At 37.9% G+C, this 19,634-nt stretch carries 11 protein-coding genes; 2 read left to right on the top strand and 9 right to left on the bottom strand.

Features of this window, described 5'->3' with window-relative positions; genetic code table 11:
* Positions 1–28: 28 nt before the first annotated feature.
* Positions 29–2,170, bottom strand: a complete 2,142-nt coding sequence (locus GM418_RS16390) for a PAS domain S-box protein (RefSeq protein WP_158868232.1) — start codon at positions 2,168–2,170, stop codon at positions 29–31.
* A gap of 168 nt (positions 2,171–2,338) precedes the next feature.
* On the bottom strand, positions 2,339–4,990 hold the full coding sequence (gene leuS, locus GM418_RS16385; RefSeq protein WP_158868230.1) for a leucine--tRNA ligase: 2,652 nt from the start codon (positions 4,988–4,990) through the stop codon (positions 2,339–2,341).
* 387 nt (positions 4,991–5,377) lie between these two features.
* On the opposite strand from leuS, the gene gdhA reads away from it, so the two are divergent.
* Positions 5,378–6,733 (top strand): NADP-specific glutamate dehydrogenase, encoded by a 1,356-nt coding sequence (gdhA, locus tag GM418_RS16380; RefSeq protein WP_158868228.1) that lies wholly within the window; start codon positions 5,378–5,380, stop codon positions 6,731–6,733.
* A gap of 507 nt (positions 6,734–7,240) precedes the next feature.
* Here gdhA and GM418_RS16375 read toward each other — a convergent pair.
* The 7 genes from GM418_RS16375 to GM418_RS16345 all read right to left on the bottom strand — a co-directional run bounded on the left by GM418_RS16375 (position 7,241) and on the right by GM418_RS16345 (position 16,638).
* Positions 7,241–8,086 carry a hypothetical protein gene (locus GM418_RS16375; RefSeq protein ID WP_158868226.1) on the bottom strand — a complete coding sequence of 282 codons (846 nt, stop codon included), beginning with the start codon at positions 8,084–8,086 and terminating at the stop codon, positions 7,241–7,243.
* Positions 8,087–8,163: 77 nt separating this feature from the next.
* Positions 8,164–9,441, bottom strand: coding sequence for an LVIVD repeat-containing protein (locus GM418_RS16370; RefSeq protein WP_158868224.1), 1,278 nt, complete (start codon positions 9,439–9,441; stop codon positions 8,164–8,166).
* 12 nt (positions 9,442–9,453) lie between these two features.
* Positions 9,454–10,218 carry a hypothetical protein gene (locus GM418_RS16365; RefSeq protein WP_158868222.1) on the bottom strand — a complete coding sequence of 255 codons (765 nt, stop codon included), beginning with the start codon at positions 10,216–10,218 and terminating at the stop codon, positions 9,454–9,456.
* A gap of 221 nt (positions 10,219–10,439) precedes the next feature.
* Positions 10,440–11,165 (bottom strand): hypothetical protein, encoded by a 726-nt coding sequence (locus GM418_RS16360; RefSeq protein ID WP_158868220.1) that lies wholly within the window; start codon positions 11,163–11,165, stop codon positions 10,440–10,442.
* The gene (locus tag GM418_RS16355) at positions 11,162–12,829 is read right to left on the bottom strand and encodes a hypothetical protein (protein WP_158868218.1); all 1,668 of its coding nucleotides are present in this window, start codon (positions 12,827–12,829) and stop codon (positions 11,162–11,164) included. The genes GM418_RS16360 and GM418_RS16355 overlap by 4 nt, the downstream gene beginning before the upstream one ends.
* Positions 12,822–13,889: a DUF4249 domain-containing protein gene (locus GM418_RS16350; protein ID WP_158868216.1), complete on the bottom strand. Its 1,068-nt coding sequence runs from the start codon at positions 13,887–13,889 to the stop codon at positions 12,822–12,824. Before GM418_RS16350 ends, GM418_RS16355 begins: the two co-directional genes overlap by 8 nt.
* Before the next feature lie 28 nt (positions 13,890–13,917).
* The gene (locus GM418_RS16345) at positions 13,918–16,638 is read right to left on the bottom strand and encodes a carboxypeptidase-like regulatory domain-containing protein (protein WP_158868214.1); all 2,721 of its coding nucleotides are present in this window, start codon (positions 16,636–16,638) and stop codon (positions 13,918–13,920) included.
* Between the two features lie 346 nt (positions 16,639–16,984).
* Here GM418_RS16345 and GM418_RS16340 point away from each other — a divergent pair, with 346 nt between their 5' ends.
* On the top strand, positions 16,985–19,537 hold the full coding sequence (locus GM418_RS16340) for a M14 family zinc carboxypeptidase (protein ID WP_158868212.1): 2,553 nt from the start codon (positions 16,985–16,987) through the stop codon (positions 19,535–19,537).
* Positions 19,538–19,634 lie beyond the last annotated feature (97 nt).

Below are 19,634 nucleotides of genomic sequence, written 5' to 3'. Positions count from 1 at the left end.
AGAAAAATTCACACATTTCAAATGGCGATCACCGCTGAACTGGAATCTGAAAATAAAAAGCCGCCCCTTTCCCATTTTCACTTTCTACCCAAATTTTCCCATCATGTTTTTTTACAAAATCATAACAAATCGGTAATCCCAAGCCAGTCCCTTTTTCTTCATCAGTCCCTTGAGTTGAAGTGTTTTCGCCTATTTTGAACAGATTGGAGCAAACATCTTCAGGAATACCAACGCCGTTATCCCACACACAAACTTCAACAAAGTCAGAATTCAAGTTGTCTATAATTCCTTTTGCTGATATTTTAATTTTTCCGGTTTTAGGAGCAACAAACTTAATGGCATTTGAAACTAAATTGCGGATTATCGTGGAAATCATAAAATTGTCCGCGAAAATTAACAAATCGTGAGGTATTTGAACAGATATTTTAGTTCGTTTTTTATCTGCCTGTAATTTTAAAATGTCTACAACTTTTGTTGTCAATAAAAGCAAATTTTCTCTCCGGGGTTCAAATTTAATACTATTTAAATGTACCCTTGCCCAAAGCAAAATCTCTTCGAGTAAATTATAAGTACCCAAAACACTCTGGTACATTGAACCGATAAATTTCTTTTTTGTCATTTCGTCGAGTTCATCAAACTCTTCATTTAATAAACCCGATAAACTTAATACAGAACTCAAAGGGCTTTTCAAATCGTGTGCAACAATAGAAAAAAGTTTGTCTTTTGTTGTGTTCAGTTTCTTAAACTGATTTTCGGCATCCTTTTGATCTGAAATGTCAGCATGAGTGCCAATCATTCTGATTGGAATTCCTTCATTTGTCTTGGAAATTATTTTACCACGCGCCATAATCCACTTATAGGCTCCGTCTTCACATCTTAACCTGTATTCGTTTTTAAACACAGATGATTTGCCTTCAAAATGCTTTTTAATTCCTTCTTTTGTTTTTTCCAGATCATCAGGATGTACCAGGTTATCCCATCCCTGCTTGCTCTCAAATGTTTCATTTTCTTCATAACCGAGCATTCTTTTCCATTGCTCGGAAAAATAAACTCTATCAGAAGATATGTCCCAATCCCAAAGCCCAAGACCACTTCCATCGACCGAAAAATGCCACCTGATTTCGCTATCTCTTAAAGCCTGTTCAGCCTGTTTACGATCACTGATATCACGAACGATTGCAACATTATAAATGCGATCGTTTATTTTATATACATTGGCTCTAATTTCAAATGGAAATTCGGTCCCATCTCTTCTAATACCAATCGTTTCATAAAGTTCCGGGGCGTCTTCTCCCGATGCTCTTTTTTTTATATTTATCCGGACTTTTTCTCTTTCGGTTAAAGAAATAAACTCTAAAATATATCTTCCTATAAGCTCTTCTTGTTTTTCAAAACCCAACAAATTAAGAAAGGCATTATTAAAAAATTGGATTACTCCATCTTTGCTTATTATGATGCTGTCATGTGAAGTTTCAAAAATTGTTCTGAATCTTTCCTCACTGGCATGCAGTTTTTCATTCAACTCCTCCAGTTCTTTGATTTTATTGCTTAACTTTTCTTCAACAATCTCTAACTGCTTTACCTGTTCTTTTAGTTTGATTTCAGAAATAGTTCTTCTTTGAACATTTTTAATAAGCTCTTTATGAAGCTTGCCAAAACCTCCGATATATATCGCACTAAATACGACCATTGATAAAAGAATTACAATCCATTGTAAAAAGTTATGTGAAAAGTCGTTCAATTCCACATCGGCTTCTCTGAGTCTTGTAATATATAGCATTCCGATAAATACCACCAGAATGGTAAGTAAACTAATGAAAATAATAGCAGTTTTCCGTTTTGTAAATAACGAAACCAGAGCGATACTGATAATTAAAAAATAGTGTATTCCACTAAACCCAAGATACCACAAAGCAGCCAAACCCAAAATAGCAAAAAATACGGCTAAGGTGTATATTTTAAATTTAAGTGATAGTTTTCTTCTTTTTACAGTTAAAAGGACAAGAACAATAAACAATATACTGTGCACGATATTAATATCCTGCCAGCCGATTTTCATCCATCTAAGCATCGAGACCAGATAAGTTGGAGTAAGAAAAATCAGCATTAGTAATATTATTCGATCGATGATGTTTGTTCGGATGGCTCTGATTTCTGAAAACCTTTCCATAACCGTAAGTTTAGCAGTCTGTAGCTTTAAATTTAATATTTTTGGTTAGAAAGAACTAATAAAAACAAAAAAAGGATAGAAGTCTCCTATCCTTATCATAACTTATATTTCTCCCAATACTACTTTCTTGATACCACTTATTTACAAAATAAGATTTTCAAAAACAGACTATCCCACCACAACATTTATAATCTTTTTCGGAACAAAAATAAACTTCCGAACCGTTTTACCTTCCAGCCATTTTTGTGCTTTTTCATCAGCTAACACTGCTTTTTCTATTTCGTCTTTTGGCATATCCAAAGCAATTTCAATTTTAAATCTCATTTTCCCGTTAAACGAAACAGGATACTCAAAACTATCTTCTTTTAACAAACTTTCATCAACAGCCGGCCAGGTTTCGTATGCCAGTGTTTTGCTGTTACCGTATTTCGACCAAAGCTCTTCGGCCATGTGAGGTGCAAACGGTGCCAGAATTTTTGCAAAAATTTCAGCTGTTTCTTTGCTTACTTTTCCCTTTTTAATAGCCAGATTATTAAAAACCATCAATGCCGAAATTGCGGTATTAAATTTCAGATGTTCCAAATCAAATTCAACTTTTTGAATTGTTTGATGCAGTAATTTTGCTACTTCTTTATCTTCATTGCCTTCAACAATATTTTCAGATTCTGCAAAAAAACGGTAAGCGCGACCTAAAAAATTAAACACTCCTTTCACGCCATTTTCGGCCCATGGTTTCCTCTCGTCAAGCGGGCCCATAAACATTTCATATAAACGTAACGAGTCGGCTCCATAACGCTCTATCACATCATCCGGGTTTACAACATTTTTTAATGATTTTGACATTTTAGCCACAATCTGCTTCAGTTCTTCACCGGTTTCTGTGTGGAAATATTTACCGTCTTTTTCTTCCACCAAATCAGAAGAAACTTTTGCGCCGGTGTTTGTTTCATAAGCAAATGCCAGAATCATCCCCTGGTTAAACAATTTCTGAAATGGTTCATCGGTAGAAACAACTCCCAAATCAAACAATACTTTGTGCCAGAAACGCGCATACAGCAAGTGCAATACTGCATGTTCAGCACCGCCAATGTACAAATCAACCGGCATCCAGTACTGTTCTTTTTTAACATCAAAAATTGAATCTTCTTTTAAAGGATCGATGTAACGTAAATAATACCAGCACGAACCTGCCCATTGTGGCATAGTGTTGGTTTCGCGCCGTCCTTTTCTTCCGTTTTCGTCGGTTACCAACAGCCAATCTTTAGCATTTGCCAATGGCGATTCACCGGTTTCACTGGGTTTATATTCTTCCAGATCAGGCAATTCAAGTGGTAAGTCTTCATCTTTCACCAAAGTAACTTCTCCATCTTCCCAGTGAATTACCGGAAATGGCTCACCCCAGTATCGTTGGCGGGAAAACAGCCAGTCGCGCAATTTAAAATTCACGGTTGCTTTACCTAAACTTTTACGTTCCAGCCATTCCACCGTTTTTTGAATTCCGGTTGCTTTGTTTAATCCGTTTATGTCCAACCCTGTTTCAGTATTTGCTGAGTTGATGTATTCGCCATCTTCGGTCCAGCAAGCATCTCCTTTCAAAATTTCATCACGGTTCTCAACATCTTTCGGATCCAGGATGCAAACCACCGGGATATCAAATTCTTTTGCAAACTCAAAGTCGCGGGTGTCGTGTGCGGGAACTGCCATAATTGCGCCGGTTCCGTATCCCATCAAAACATAATCGGCTACCCAAATCGGTATTTTTTTGTTATTCACCGGATTAATGGCATAACGCCCGGTAAAAACCCCGGTCTTCTCTTTCGCCAAATCAGTGCGATCCAAATCCGATTTTAATGCTGCAGCTTTTACATAAGTTTCAACTGCGTCTTTTTTATCTGACGTGGTAATTTCATTTACCCATTCGTGTTCGGGTGCAATAACCATATATGTTGCACCAAACAAAGTATCGGGCCGGGTGGTATAAACACGTAAATTTTTCCCTGAATTTTCAATTTCAAAATCCACCTCTGCACCGGTTGATTTTCCGATCCAGTTGCGCTGCATATCTTTTACACCTTCCGGCCAATCGAGTTTCTCCAATCCGCTTAACAGTCTTTCCCCGTAATGCGGAATGCGAAGCAACCATTGTTTTAAATTTTTTCGAACCACCTGATTCCCGCACTTTTCATGCGAACCGTCGGTTAAAACCTCTTCGTTGGCACAAACCGTCTTGCACGAGTCGCACCACCAAACCTGGGCATTGTCGTAATACGCCAGACGCTTTTCACTGATATAATTTTTTACAGCCTCTTCGCCTTTTTCTTTAATTTCCACGGGAACAACCAATTCCGAAACAGGACGCCCTTTCTGCTGTTTTTCATCAAACCAGGTGTTATATAACTGTTTAAAAATCCACTGTGTCCATTTAAAATATTTTGGATCGGTGGTATTTATTTCGCGGTCCCAGTCATAACTCAAACCAATTGATTTTATCTGGCGACGAAAATTATCACAATTTTTGTTTGTGGTTATTGCCGGATGTGTTCCGGTTTGAATGGCATATTGTTCAGCAGGCAAACCAAATGCGTCGTATCCCATCGGATGAAGCACATTAAAACCTTTCATCCTTTTATAGCGGCTTAAAATATCTGTGGCCGTGTAACCTTCCGGATGCCCAACATGTAAACCCGCACCCGACGGATAGGGAAACATATCAAGGATGTAATATTTTGGTTTCGAAAAATCGTCGGGAGTTTTAAACGTTTTATTCTCCTCCCAATACTTTTGCCATTTGGGTTCAATTTCCGCGAAATTATATTCCATTTTTTCTCTTTTGAATAAAATTCTGAACTTAAAGCCGCAAAGATAAAGATTTTGTCCAAAGGATGGAGTCGCTTAAAACGATGCTACCGCAAAACCTTTGATATTTTCAAAAAAGAATTTCTCTGACATCAAAGAGAATTAACACTAAGCGATTGTATGTCAATCTGAGAAAAACTGAATTTCCCTGCATATTTGGAGCTTCAATGACTTGTTCTGCTCGTAATACTTTCAAAGCAAAGTCGTAAAATAACTTCTGAATTATAAACTTCGGAGTATATTTCTTTTCATTCTATCCAAACAATAAAAATACAATATGCTGAAAAACAAGTTGGTACAAACCTCTTTCTTTTTGTAAATTGATTTATGAAATATAAAAACCGGAATATCATGAATATCAATGATCCAAAGACATTTGTAGATGATTTTATGCAATATGTAAAAACAAAAGACCCGCTTCAGTATGAATTTCACCAGGCTGTGGAAGAAGTTGTAGAATCATTATCCGACTTTCTTTTGAAAAATCCCCGATACCTTCATTCAAAAATCCTTGAACGAATGGTTGAACCGGAACGAATAATTCAATTTCGTGTTCCCTGGGCTGATGATCAGGGAAATATTCACATCAACCGTGGATACCGAATTGAAATGAATAGTGCGATTGGTCCTTATAAAGGAGGGCTTCGTTTTCATCCAACTGTGAATCAAAGCATTTTAAAATTCCTTGCTTTCGAACAGGTGTTAAAAAATAGTCTGACCTCACTCCCCATGGGAGGAGGGAAAGGTGGTTCTGATTTTGACCCTAAAAACAAATCGGACAGCGAAGTAATGCGTTTCTGCCAGAGTTTTATGACTGAACTCGCGCGCCACATTGGTCAATACACCGATGTGCCAGCAGGAGATATCGGTGTAGGTGGCCGCGAAATCGGCTATTTATTCGGGCAATATAAACGTTTACGAAATGAATTTACCGGTGTTCTTACCGGGAAAGGTGTTGAATGGGGAGGTTCACTCATAAGACCGGAAGCTACCGGTTATGGCACCGTCTACTTTGCAAAGGAAATGCTTGAAACCATTGGAGAAAGTTTTGAAAACAAAGTTGTAGCAATATCGGGGTCGGGAAATGTAGCACAGTTTGCAGCTGAAAAAGTAATTGAGCTCGGTGGGAAAGTTGTCACTTTGTCAGATTCAAGCGGTTCTATTTATGATCCGGATGGAATTGATCGAAAAAAACTTGATTTTATAATGGAGTTGAAGAACATTCACCGGGGCAGGATTCGCGAATATGCTGATAAATTTGGTGTAAGCTACCTGGATAAACAACGCCCGTGGAGTATTAAATGCGATATTGCCTTGCCTTGTGCAACTGAAAATGAAATTAACGGAGAAGAAGCAAAAACACTGGTTGAAAACGGATGTATCGCCGTTGCCGAAGGAGCCAATATGCCAAGCACAATGGATGCAGTACACCATTTTCTGAATTCAAAAATACTCTTTGGTCCCGGAAAAGCTGCAAATGCAGGAGGTGTTGCCGTTTCAGGGCTTGAAATGACTCAAAACAGTATGCGTCTTGCCTGGAGCAGAGAAGAAGTGGACAACAAATTACATTCGATAATGAAAAACATCCACCAAATGTGTGTCAAATATGGCACAGAAAGCAATGGTTTTGTTAACTATGTAAAAGGTGCAAATATTGGCGGATTTGTTAAAGTCGCCAATTCAATGATGGCACAGGGACTTGTATAATTCTTTACCTGACTTTCAATATAAACACAAAATCCGGTTTGAATTTTGAGACCGGATTTTTCATTATGACTGACAAAAAAAATTATCTGTTTCATTTTGTTTTTAACCTCGGGTTGAAACACAATCGCAACAGATGAGAAAGCGCGACAACTGTGAAGTGGCAATCGTTCATTTTTTGTCTGACAGTAAACAAATAAAATGTTTAGGAAATGGTGATTCCCCGGTTAAACCAATTTTAACCGGTATTTCTGTTTACACAGTATGAGATAGTGCTGAAAAAAGAATCTGTTCGATGGCTTGTAAAATTATTTGGTGAATTTCAACAAAAAAAATTCAACTGATGCACTTAACAACTGATAATCGAAATCTTAATAAATTTCCAGGGTAATTCCTATCGCATTTCCTTTTTGCTCAACCCGGAATAGCCGCAAGAAATACGACTGTAGCATAGCAAAAAAAGCCCGGCGATGCCGGGCAGATTCCAAACCACAGTTTTTGTGCATGAGGCTAATAATACTCAAACCTTTGACAATACCATTCGGAGCCGGGAAAAGTGGGATGATATAAAATATACTCCACCAATTTCCCGTCTCTGAACTTTTTCTGAGCGCCTGGCAGACGGATGTCACTGTCGCTGTCACTTCCCGGATACATCGTAACAAACAAAGAAGTCCGGGTAATCTCACTTTCATACCAGATAGTCGATTCTATATTCCCATCAACTATCCTCTCTGTTTTTACAAGTAACCCTTTTCTGTCAAAATGATTTTTACTTACCATATGCTCGTCAGCCAGGTCGATGGTTTTATATAGCTTCCCTTCATTGTTATATTCATACTTGTTTCCCCAAATCCCCAAATGATTGACGTGTTTTTCTTCTGTCAAAAGATTTCCGGAATACCGGTAAATCACAGAATCACGCCGTTCACCTTCAGCATTATAAACAACCTCGATTTTTGTGTTGGCATCGGGGTAAGAATAATAATAGGTTTTGGAAACAAGCAGCGGGCTTGTCGTTGTTCCTGTCCGGAAATAATGTACCATTTGGGATAGTTTCTCACCGTCATAAATAAGTTCATCTTTTTGTAAAATGTATGGTTCACCTCCCAAATATTCATGATAAACTTTTGTGATCAAATGATTATCTTCATAAAAATACTCAATGTCAGAATTTAGGGTTTTATCATCGGAATCAGAGTAGTTAAGTTGCTTTTTTAGACGGCCCGATTCTTTTGTTCCATGCAAAAAGTCAATTTGAGATAAATTCAGCGTGTCCTCCTCTTCAAAAATGGAACATTTTGTAAAGAGGGAAGCTATAAGAATAAAGAGTAAAGGAGAAATTTTTTTTAACATCTTCAAAACTATTATCAGTAAAAAAAGAAGAAAGCCCGGCCACTCACCGGGCTTTTAACTTTGGTTAGCTTTAATATCTACTCTTCGGTAGCAACTGGAATAACACTAACCTGGGAAATGTTTTGGATATCTGAATAATCGTATTGATAGAATCCATCGTCTCCTATCATAAACAAATATCCATTTACCGGGATAACATCGTATGTGTTGATATTTGGGAAACTCGCAATTTGATGGTCGTCGATGTGCTGTTTGTCTGTCACATCGTAAACTTTTAAACCGGCATCGCCGTCGCAAACAAACAAAGTCTGGTCGTCAATGCCCAGACCGTAAGGTCCGTGCAGCGGATAGGATTCAAGTAAGCTTATATCAGTATAATCGTCGGAAAGCTCCAATACATCGAGCCGGTTAACGTTGCTGCCACAAGCATTTCCTCCACGCAAAGTAACGTAGGCATAACCATCTGCAACCACCACAGGATCGCAACTGGTTATATGCCAGAACTGGCCAATATAACTGGGAACAGTAGCCACTTCCAGACTGTAAATGAGCATACCGTTCTGGGTTCCGAAAAACATATGTCCATCGGTGATGAACATGGTTTCAATATTCCAGCCCACATTCATATTTCCTATGTCACTCGGACTTTCCGGACTATTTACATCGAACATATATAACATCGAATTATCAACGGTGTAGAGATAATCATTGTACAAACCAAAACGGGCCATTGAGCCACCTACCCCAAAAGCACTTCCATTTGATGAACCGCCACCATTCGCTGCATCCATGGTGTAAAACACTTCATCGACACCACGAAATACAGGGTAATAATGATATTCCATTTCCTGACGTACTTCTTTAATTTCCCAGTCGATTACCACACCTTTTTCTTCATCCACTTTGGCCACACGATACTCCTCATCGTATGGAGGAGTTGTGTACGGAAAAATGTCTTCAACTCTGTTTACTTCCTGCGGATTGCTAATATCTGAAATATCAATGGCAACCAAATCAACATAACTGTCGGCGTATAAAATGTTATTCTTTATGGCGATGTCGACGTTACCCGGCACCTCGATAAAACCTATATTTTGCGGGTTAGTTGGATCCTGATTGTCGATAATATGAATTCCTTTAAGTTCTTCGTTGATAAAAATATAACCGTCTTTAAAATAAATTTTCCCGGGATTTATCAAATCACGTGATTCCGCTATTTTTACCGAGGTCCGCAATTCGTCCCAGCCCATATAAACCGGTGAATTAGCGGTAAAAACCTCGGTGTATTCATCCATACAGGAATTTATTCCTGCAAACAAAATTAGTAATGTGAATATATTTCTGATCGTCTTCATGTTCGAATGATTTTAATTGAAAAGAATTCCTATTTTTATTACCAACCGGTTATAGTCCACATCGAGCCGGTAATCGTCTTCTTCAGCTTTGTACTGCAGACGGTGGAACTGATATCCAAATGCGAACGACATCCCGATACCAGACGAAAACATATGTGTATACCCAACGCCCGGATGTATCAAAACGCCCCCTTTTGCATTCAGATTATCATGAGCATAATAATACCCTGGCCAAATGCTGTTCCATGCAGGATAAACATCGTAATAAAACATACTCCCATCTTCCAGAGCAATTTGGTAACCACCTTTCAAAAAAACATAAGGTGAAGAAAAATTATCGTTGAGTTTATATTCCAGGTTTAAAAATACCGGTAGATAGGATTCATTAAAAAACTCGGCACCAAATCCTGCACCTAAAGAAAACCTCGGTTCAAATCGGTAGTTAACAGAACCCGTCAGACTAAAAGGGGCCGATTGACTATTTTGTGAGTTACCGATCAGAAGCCCTGCTTCAATTCTATAAAAAAGTGCTGACTCAACTGAAAAATCTCTGTTAAAATTCAATTTTTTATTTCGGGTATCTATTATTGTATCTACTTCTGAGGCTTCAAATGTCCATAGGTTTCCCGCAGAAATGATATGGATTTTATCATCGGAGAATTGATATTTCCCTTTTAATACCGTTCCGTTTTTTAAATGAATGTGTCCTTTTTCTAACTGCGAAAAAACCGGAAATGCAACAAAAATTGCAAAAAAGAAGAGCAACAATTTCTTCATAAGTTTACTTTTTAAACAGCTAAATGAGTTTTCTTTTCTGCCTTTCAGACAACAGGTTTGAAAATCATTTGTTTGTAATTTTGTAAAAGATGGGAAAGCAGATGCAAAAGGTTGCGTTAACCTAAAAACTTTTTACTATTTGGGGTCATTTACCGAAAAATAAAAATATCAAAAACAGATTTCTTTGCGGAACAGGAAATGTGGTCAAAGATGAATAAGCATCAAAACATTTCCTCCTCAATAATTTTTGTTGCCTGAATGAGTTCCTCTGTAGTATAAAAATGAATTCTATTCCTTCGGAATAATCTTTTTAACGTTCTTTTTTTTTCAGGGAAAAGTTGCAAAAAAGAACGACGCCTTGCCGCAACCTTATTCATCGAACCATCGGGAAAGACAACATAATAAATAAACACCTGCTTGTATTCTGAATCCCGCATTCCTCCATGAATTTCATCTTTATACAGAGATGTTTTTACAACCTCAGTTTTATGCCAGAGGTAAAGTTTTACGCTACCGTCGTACAATACATTCAAATAATGGTATCCTTTCGGAACCCTGTCAAAATTAACTTTTCGAAATAAATTATAAGTTCCGTACCCCTTTTCCATTTCAAATTCATGAATAATGGCTTTATCTACAGTGATTACCGAGCCTACTCTCTCATTGTACATTATCACTTCATCGAGATACGTATTTAACTTCATATAAACGTCTTCATAGATATCACCATTTTCCAGCTCCAGCTTTGCATGGCACCATTCTTCGTTCAAATACACCGTTCCAATAAATTTTGGCCAAAAATAATACTGGTTACCGGTGAGTTTATAATTTAATGTGTTTGAGCCTGTGGTCAAAGGTTTTATTGAATTATAAAACTGTTGAGCTGAAACGACTGCTGTCATAAAAACAGCCAAAACCGACATTGCTATTTTACTCCGGACATTCATTCAACTTTTATTATTTTTTCACTATATAATACTTCGTGGTCTTTCTGAACCAAAACCACGCGAATTACAATATCTCCTTTTAAATCTGAAGTTGCAAAACCAAACTCTTCAGTACCGTTTAATGTGTCAAATATATTTCGATACAATACCTTGCAAAAGTTTGGAATATGTGTATTGCTGACAACTTGATTTTTAAAACTCCATTTCTTTTGCAGTTGCAGGCATGGATACTCAAAATGTCCTGTTGAAGGATTTACATCAACCCAGCTTAATGATCTGTTTTTAGTATAGATCGATAATATCCCCGAAAATGACAGGTCGCCAAAAAACTTCTTTTCGTAAACCACATCTACCCGGGCAATATCGTCGGTGCCCATGGGGGCAAACACCTCGGGATCAAAGACGGGAATACCGTCCAGTAATTTTAAAGGCTCTTCTTTAAAAACGGCATCTCCTCCCAGATTTAACAACCTGATTGTAGTTCCGGTCTTTCTTTCGCGGTATTGTACACCGTGCAAAATTTCACGGGAGATTTCCTGAAAATCGGGTAAGTCGACAAACAATTCAGGATAAAATGTTTTAGTTGGTTCGCCATAAAATGGATGTTCAAACTGCCGTGGCATAACAAACGAGCTACCGGATTCAATCTTATAACCGCGAAAAAGCTTGGTAAAATAGGATGCTTTTATCACACTCTCGCCAAATATTAACTCTTCGCGGTTGAACATTTTTCGGGAAACGTTGGGTCTATCCACATCAATGAAGTTTTCATACAGCTCAATGGTACAAGGCATTGAGTTTTTTGCTAATGCCTGCAACACAATGTCGGCGGTTCCAAAAGCATTCCGCAAATAGAAATAAAAGATACCGGAGGAGTCTGAAACACAGTAATCGAGAAAAGGAATTGAATCGGGAATACTAAGAATAACCACTGCATTGGGAACCGGATGATTATCTTCTGCCGAATGCACTTTACCTGAAATGAGAACTCCGTTTTTCTCCACCACAGGAACGGGCAATTTTACTGCCGATTTATGAGCTACCGGATACCAGGAAGTTGCAAAATCCAGGTTAGAAGCCTCTTCCAATCCTGCTGTTATAATTACCTGTGAAGTATTGTTTAAAACCTCTTGTGGAATATCCAGGCCTGCAACAACCTCCTCCCCTTTTTTATAACTTTCTTTTTCAGTTTCAATATGCAGAGCATTGTTGTATTCATACTTTACTCTACTCTCAGCCAACGGAAAATCAATTTCAAACAGTTCTTCTTCAAACCGGTTGTAAACTTTAACAAACCTCTGGTTTAATTTTGAATCAGCATTACTATTTTGTATAAATGAAAAAGCCCGAAGCACATATACACCGGTTGAGAGTGAATCGGGAACGGGAATATACCCCTCACCTGTCCCCTTATCGCAGAGCACTGATACTTTTGAAATATGATTGTTCTCCAAATCATCAAGCTGAACATGAACAACATTGCTCATTTCTCCCTGTTCTTTGCTAAAAATATTGATACCGAACCAGATGGTATCACCCGAAACGGCCGAACTTCTGTCGGGAAACAGATAGATCTGCTCTTCTCCTCTTGCAGGGAATATGAATATCAAAAGAAATAAGATTCCCAACAGTCCTGAGATTTTATTTCCAGTTGTTTTATTCATCCGGATATCTTTTTGAACGTGTTTCCCAGAAATCAGGCATAATATCTTTAACATAACCATCTTCAGGTATATTATAAAAATAAGGTATGTTTTTTAAAGCACTTATGGAATCCCTGTATTTACTGTAATTTAAATAAAAACGGCTCTCGCTGAACGACGATATTTCAAAATTACCCAATACTACCTTTTCGTCGTTTGAAGTACAGGAAATATTCCCTTCGGCCTGAATATATATGGGGTCGAATATCTTTCCTTCGGCATCCAGTTGGCTATTCAAATCAGAATAAAATTCATACGTATCCTCGTTAATTCCGTATTGATAAATAATATAAATCCATCCTCCAAATAACATGGTATCCGGAAAATATTTATTGTAATTGGATTCAAAAAACTCCAAAGAGTGCTTAGCAATATTTTTGTCTGTACTGTATTCTGCTGGCCCGGCAATGTTAAAAATACCTGTTGGATAATAAGAATTCCAGCGGTAAATTGGATTAGTCTCGGGTTCCGGAGAGGGAGGAATTGTTGTATCGTAATGGTCGATATACTGAATAATTTTTCGAGCATAAAACCGATAATGATTTATACCTCCGTTAAAATTCATATCAGCATAAATCTGAATCCCATTCTCTTTTTCTATTTTATCTGTTGAACTGGAAGCTCCGGTGGTAACTATGCGGGTTGTGTATTCAGCATAAACAGAATCAGTTACCGGAGACTCTGGGACAGTCTGTGTTCCAGACTCATATTTTTCTCCATCATACTCAATAATCAGGTGATAAGCAGCACCGGTTTCGAGATTATGGTTTAAAGTATAAGTTCCGGGAGCAGATTCCAAACACTCAATTTGATTATCATTTTCGTCTACCAAATAAATTAGCGCCCCGGTCACGGAAGGATAGTCTTTTTCGTCATCGTTAAAACCAAGCGTTTTATAAAGATAAATATTATTATAGGTTTGGTTTGATACGAGTATCGCTTCAACAACCAAAAAAGCATCTACCTCTTCCAGGTCGGGTCTGTAAATTTCTTCACAAGCCACAACTGATAAAATGAGCATCAGACTATATATTAACTTTTTTACCATGTCAGAAAGTAAAGTTATAAGTTAACGACGGTATCGGCACTCCAATTACAGCCAGCTTGAACAGGGAATACGATTTGTAGTCGGTCCCTCCATCGGCAATGGTTTTGCGATAGTAAACCGAATAAGGATTTTTTCTTCCGTATAAATTATAAACAGAAAGCGTCCAACTTCCTTTCCACATTCGTTTCCTCCGCAGATTTTCATCAAAAGTGATGGAAATATCAAACCTGTGATAGGGTGGCATACGGTACTTGTTCCTGTCAGAATAATATACCAACGTTTCACCGGCATACTGGTAGGTAACTTCAGGCAAAGTAACCGGACGGCCTGAAATAAACACAAAATTGCCGGAAACCCGCCAGCGCCTGCTTATATTATAATTTGCCACAACCGACAAATCGTGTGGCTTATCATATATAGAAGGATAATATTTACCAGAATTGATTTGTTCCTCATCAAACTCACCGGTGGTTTTACGCATTGTTCTGGAGTAGGTATAATTCAACCAGCCTGTTAATCTTCCGTCGGGCTTTCGGAGCGACAATTCAACACCGTAGGAATAGCCATCGGAAGGTATCAGGTCAGTCTCCAAATGCTTATTCATAACTATTTGGGCACCGTTTTTATATTCAATCAAATTCTGAAGTTGTTTGTAATACACTTCTGTTGACAATGTATACTGCCTCAAAACATTATCTTTCTGAAATCCCAAAGCAATCTGGTCGTTTATCAAAGGCTCAAGATGGTAGTCACTTGTTTTCCAAATCTCTGCCGGAGAAATTACTGCATTGTTACTGATCTGACTAATGTATTGCCTCGTTCTCTGGTAGCTCAATTTGTATGAAAATCCGCCGTCTGTCTCCCAGTTTAATGCCAGTCGCGGTTCAATTCCCCCATAGCTTTTAACTATTTCGCCATCACCGAAAACCAGAGAATCAACAACTGTTGACTCACTTTTTGCTTTCTCGTCATCATAAAGCAAAACAGTTTTGGCGCCCAAAAGAGCAAATCTGCTGTAACGGAAGCCAACATTTGCGGTTAGCCCCGGAACAATATCAAACTCGTCGCTGATATAAATTGCGCCCTCAAAAGCATTTTCATTGTCCAGTTTATCCTGCCCTATTACCGTATTTTCTGCAATCGGGATAATTTCACCCGGGCTATTTACATAATATACACCGTTAAATCCCGTGTGGATATTATGTTGTGGATGCGGGTGCCAAATAAGATTATATTTTACAGAACCATATTGTATTTGATTGTCAAGATAATATGCTTCAAAATCTTTGCCATCGGCAAAATCAGTCAACCGAAATTTATACTGGCTAAAAGAAAGATTTAGCTCGGCATTCAATTTTTCACCGTATTTATTGTGTGATTCAAGATTAAATAATGTGTTTCCGTAGTTATTTATGGATTGTGAACTCGTACTAAACTCATCATTGCTTGAGTAGCCGGCAATATTCAGCCAGTTATTTTTATCAAATTTGTAGGAAAGTTTTCCACTTAAATCATAAAAATTAGTAACACTGTTTGAGATATCAGCGTCAGGCACCTGTTTTAAGACCCAATCGGTGTATGACATACGGCCCGCTGCAATAAAGGTAAGCTTTTTATCTTTGGTTATTGGTCCGTCAAATGTAAGCCTTGAGTTTATAACCCCCAGCCCGCCATAAAATTTTACTTTATCTTCATTGCCGTCTTTCATTTCAATTTCCATAATCGACGAAACACGCTCACCAAAACGTGCAGGCAAACCGCCTTTAAAAACCCTCATGTCTTCAACGACATCAGGATTAATAGCCGAAATAAAACCAAACAGATGCGAAGTATTAAAAACCGGCGAATTTTCGAGCAAAATAAGGTTCTGATCCGAATTGCCTCCACGCACATTGAATCCAGATGAAAGTTCACCCACCGATTGGATACCGGGGAGCATTACAATACTTTTCATCACGTCTCTCTCTCCCATTAACAGAGGAAGCGTTTTTATATCCTTTGCACTCATCTGAACCATACTCATTTGAGTACGCGATGTATTAAATTCATCAGCCACAACCAAAACCTCTCCAATACTGTGCGATTCTTCAAAAAGCTCAAATTCAACTTCTCCGGGCTCAATCAAATTGATTTGTTTTTCGTAGCCCTGAAATCCCATAAATGAAATACTGAGATAATGTTCTCCTGTTGGCAGCTCAAGCTTAAATGATCCGCCGCTACCCGTTGTTGCACCTTTATCAAGTTTGGAATTGTAAATAACCGCTCCGGGAAGCGGATCTCCTGTTTTTCCATCGATTACCTTCCCTGTAATCAAAGCCCTTTTGTAGCGTCCTTTGTTTATTGGATTTCCTATTACCAAGGTTTGGTCAACACCTTCCAAATTGGATCTTGTATCTAATCTTCGTGGAAAAACAACAATGGAATTATCCTGAAAAACTTCATAAGTTAACTCATGACTCACAAAAATGCTGTTTAAGGCGCGCGACAATGGATTATTAATAAACGAAATATTTACAGAATATTTATCAACCCAGGCTCTTTTGTAATAGACTTTTACACCATATTGTTCTTCAAGCGTATCAAAAAAGAAAGAAAGCGGAACATTTCGAAAATTACCGCTAATTTGAATTTCATCAATACTTTGAGCATACCCTCCCAGAGAAATAAGACAGGCTAACATTGCCCACAAAATAAATGATATACAGCGGTGTTTTGGTTTCAATCCGGTTCTGATTAGATTAGTTAAATTACTTTAGGCCAACGAACACTTCTAATGATTTTTTTTAGACTAATGTGTTATAAAAAAGGTTTAATCTTTTTCTGCAAATATTACAATTCAAATTCAAAAAACCCTACTCCCTAATTATATTCTTAAACACAAAAAGAATTCAATTCTGAACAAATGTTTTAATTATTTCCACTTCCAATAAGCGTTCCCCCGATCATAATATTTATACAAAAAATTAACATTCACACACAATTTTGACTCTGTTTTTGATTCCGTCATTTTTTTTTCCAATATTTAAATACTTCAAAATACTGTTTATAGGCTGTCTAAATTGATCAAAATGAAAAACATTCTGCTTGCAATTTGTATGTTTTCCTGCATTTCACTTTTTGGGAGTGCACAGGAAACAATGGAATATTTCCTTCCAAACGATGTTGACTATGATAGAAATATTCCTACGCCCGAAGAATTTTTTGGACAAGAAATCGGGGAATGGCATTTAAATTACGAACAAATTTTAAGCTACTTTCATGAAATAGATCGTTTATCGGGACGAGCAATTATTCAGGAATATGCCCGGTCGTATGAAAACAGACCTCTAATTCATATGATTTTTACTTCGCAGGAGAATCAAAAAAAACTTGAGGAGCTAAAAAATCTCCACAATTCATTTTCAGAAGTCAATTCAAACTTAAATGCCGATGATGTTCCACTGGTTGTAACACTGGGATATGGCGTCCATGGAAATGAATCGAGTGCAACCAACTCTTCGGTGCTAACAATTTACTATTTGGCTGCTGCAAACAGCGATAAAATTGACCGGCTTTTAAACAACACGATAATTTTGGTTGATCCGAGTTTAAATCCGGACGGATTTACAAGACACAGTACCTGGGCCAATATGCATCAGAGTTACGTTCCGGTGGGTAAATCAGAATCGAGGCAGTTTAACGAAGTGTGGCCTGGCGGGCGAACCAATCATTACTGGTTCGATTTAAACCGCGACTATCTTTTACAGGTTCATCCCGAAAGTCGTGGACGGGTGGCTAAGTTTTATGAATGGAAACCCAATATTGTTACCGACCATCATGAAATGGGGGCCAACAGTACTTTTTTCTTTCAACCGGGTGTACCAAGCCGGAATAACCCGTTAACACCTGAAAAAAATTATGAACTCACGCACGAAATTGCCGGATACCATGCTCAGTTTCTGGATAAAATTGGTTCACCTTATTTTTCGGAAGAACAATACGACGACTATTACTTTGGGAAAGGTTCTTCGTATCCCGATGTAAACGGAAGTGTAGGTATCTTGTTTGAGCAGGCTGGTTTTAGAGGAAGAACACGAAACACCATAAACGGAAAAAAAACGCTTGCGTTTGCCATTCGGAACCAGTTTACGGTTACACTTTCGACATTGGAAGCAGCTTTAAATTTAAAAAATGAACTGCTCAGTTTTCAAAAAGAATGTAATGTAGAAGCCTTAGATCTGGCAGGAAAAGACGCTGTAAAAGCTTATTTGTTTGGCGATGAAAAGGATCAAATGAAAACACAGTTGTTTATCGATCTGTTGAACCGGCACCAAATAAAAGTTTATACAAATCAAAAGGATATTACAAAAAATGGAGTCTTGTTCAAAGCCGATCAATCTTTTGTTGTTCCGGTAAAACAAACGCAATACAGGCTTTTAAAATCGATTTTTGGAAAGGCGACTACTTTTACCGACAGCACATTCTACGATGTTTCCACATGGACTTTCCCTTTTGCATACGATATTCCTTATGCGGAAATCACTGCACTAAAAGATATTCAACAGTCGTCTGTTGAAATTTATTCTGAAGAACCTGAGGGAAAAATTGTTGGGGGAAAAAGCAGTCTGGCTTATCTTTTCCGTTGGGATGAGTTTTACACACCGGAAGCGTTGTATGCAATTCAAAAAGCAGGGCTTATTACCAAAGTTGCCACCAAAGGGTTCACCTTTGACATTGAAGGGAAAAAGGAAAGTTTTACCTATGGAACGATTTTGATTCCGGTAAGTGGTCAGCGATTGGATGAAAACCAGATCTATAGCCTCGTAACAAGTGTTGCAAAAAAAACAGGCATCGACTTTTACGGAATGGACACCGGACTCTCGCCGGAAGGAATTGACCTGGGAAGTGGTAATTTTGATGTATTAAAACGCCCCGAAGTTTTGATGCTTGTTGCCGGAAGTACCAGAAGTAGTGATGCCGGGGAAATATGGCATATGTTTGATCAACGCTTTAAAATTCCAATTTGTTTAACTGAAACCGGAGATTTGCGTTCGGTAAATTTAAGCCCGTATACCACGTTGATTATGCCTGGTGGTTCGTACTATGAACTTGGTAATTCTGATGTCCAAAAAATAAAATCGTGGGTGCAGGATGGCGGAACTTTAATCGCATATAAAAATGCGGCTTCCTGGGCAAGCAAAAATGAAATAGGGAAAACCAAATTCAAAAAAGAAATTAAAAATGATACAACCCTGAACTTTTCGTATGCCGACCGTTCAAAAGAATACAACATCCATTCCATAAGCGGAATAATTTTAAATGCAGAAATGGATATTACACACCCGCTTTGTTACGGATATTCAAGAAGCAATTTGGCATTTTTTAAAACCAATTCCCAGGTTGCTGAAAAACTGGATTCCAAATATGCAGAACCGGTAAAATATACTTCCGAACCTTATGTGAGTGGTTATGTTTCAGAAAAAAATATTGACCGAATAAAAAATGCACCGGTGATTTCAGTTCAATCAGTTGGTCGCGGTAATCTGATTAGCTTTTATGAAAACATGACCTTCCGTGGATTCTGGCTTGGAACCAATAAAATGTTTATGAACGGAGTATTCTTTGGAGATATTATTCAGTAGTAGCGCGCTTAATCCGTTGCTCTGTAAATGCCTTCAGCATAAACAATTTAGTTACGGAAGGTATTTTATTTCCTTATTTCACAGGTACCCATTTAAA

This window comes from Maribellus comscasis, from assembly GCF_009762775.1.
GTDB classification, from domain to species: domain Bacteria; phylum Bacteroidota; class Bacteroidia; order Bacteroidales; family Prolixibacteraceae; genus Draconibacterium; species Draconibacterium comscasis.
The sequence above is the reverse complement of the archived record's forward strand: the minus strand, read 5'-3'. Positions and strand labels throughout refer to the sequence as shown.